Source organism: Streptomyces sp. WM6386 (assembly GCF_000972385.1).
Classification (GTDB): Bacteria; Actinomycetota; Actinomycetes; order Streptomycetales; family Streptomycetaceae; genus Streptomyces.
Map to the genome: position 1 here is coordinate 1 of NZ_JXTE01000171.1, position 1,767 is coordinate 1,767.

Sequence of the window (1,767 nt, forward strand, 5' to 3'; positions counted from 1 at the left end):
CCAGGTGACCGGCCCTGCGGGCATGGGAAAGACCGCGCTCGCCGTGAGCGCGGCGCACCGCGTGGCGGAGCTGTTCCCCGACGGGCGGATCCTGGTCAACCTGCGCGACGAGAGGGGCCATCCACTGCCCGGAGCGCGGGTCCTGCACGCGGTGCTGCGTGCCCTCGGCGCCGTCGGCCAGCAGCCGCGCTCCGTGGCCGCCCTGCGCGACAGCGTGCACCGGCTGACCGAGGGGCGCCGCCTGCTGCTGGTCCTGGACGACGCGGTCGACGCCGACCAGCTGAGCCCGCTCCTGCCGCTGCCGAGGGGCTGCACGGCCCTGGTCACCTGCCGCCCCGTGCTGTCCGGCTTCGACGGCCCCGTACTGCCGCTCGAGGAGCTGTCGTCCGCTGACGCCCGCGAGCTGCTGCTCACGTCGTACAGCCGCCGAACCGCCCCGTACCCCGGCACCGAGGCTCCCTTCGAGAGCAGCTCCGGCGACCGGCTCGGAGCCGCCGGGCACAACGGATACGACGGATACGACGGATACGACGGCGAGGGACACGGCTACGTCACGGGCGAGCCGGAGACCACGCCGGAAGAGAGCGACACGAGGGACGTCTGGGACCGGCTGGCCGATCAGTGCGGTCGGTTCCCGGGGGCACTGCGCGTCGTGGCCCAGCATCTGACGTTCCACCCGCACCACTCCCCCACCGACATCGCCACCCGGCTGTCGGCCGCCGAGAGCCGCCCGGCCGCACTGCGCGCGCTCGACGAGGAGTACGGGCGGTCGCTGTACGCCGCGTACAGCGCGGCACCCCAGGAGGTACGCCGGGCGGCCCGGCTGCTGAGCCTTCTGCCCTCGGGGCCGTTCACCACCGCCGCAGCGGCTGTCGCTCTCGGCGTACCCCGGGAGACCCCCGAGCTCCCCGTGCAATCGCTGGTCGCAGCAGGCCTGATGGTCACCTCCCCCGACGGCACCGGTCACCGCTTTCCCGAACTGCAGCGGCTGACCGCCGGCGAGGCCCTCGACGAGGAGCAGCCGGCTCGGGTGCGCGCCGCCCTCGCCCGGCTCAGCGGGGCGGCTGCCGACCACGCCGAGACCGCACAGCACGCGACCCGCGTGGACGGTCTGCACCCCCTGGACTGGTTCGCACGCCGACGACAGGATCTGGTCGCCCTGCTCGACCAGGTCCACGACGCCGGCCTGTGGGCGCAGACCGTGCGGCTGGCCGACGCCATGACCGCCTTCCTGGAGGCGCTGGCCGTCTGGGACGTCTGGGGGCACACCCATACCCTGGCCCTGGACGCCGCCGGACAGCTGACGGACGGGGCGGCTCGGGCGCGTCTGCTGCGCTCACTGGGCGACCTGGCCTGGCAGCGCCAACGACCCGACGAGGCACGGGAGCTGTACGAGCAGGTACTGGCGAGCCCGGAAACCGTCAGCAGCGAGCGCAGCCGTGCCCTGGCCGGGCTCGCCGATGTGCACCTGGGCGAAGGAGCCGGCACCGTCGCGGCCGGTCTCGTCACGCCCACCCTGCTCCGGACGCCCGGCGACACCCGCGGCTGCTTCGAAGCCCATCGGGTGCTCGGCCTGAACACGCTGGCCGCCGAGGGCCCTTCCGCGGCCGAGAGTCACTTCCGGGAGTGCCTCGCCCTCGCCGGCACACTGGGCGACCGTCGCCTGGAGACGTACGCACGCCGCTGGCTGGGCCGCCTGCGGGACGGGGCGGTCCACCCGGGCTGGACAGAGGTCCGGCCGGGCGTCTGGCGCGGACGGCGTGAGTC

At 74.6% G+C, this 1,767-nt stretch carries 1 pseudogene; it reads left to right on the plus strand.

Annotated features, from left to right (window positions below):
* Nucleotides 1-22 precede the first annotated feature (22 nt).
* A pseudogene (locus TN53_RS40420) lies at nt 23-1,767 on the plus strand (hypothetical protein); the annotation flags it as partial.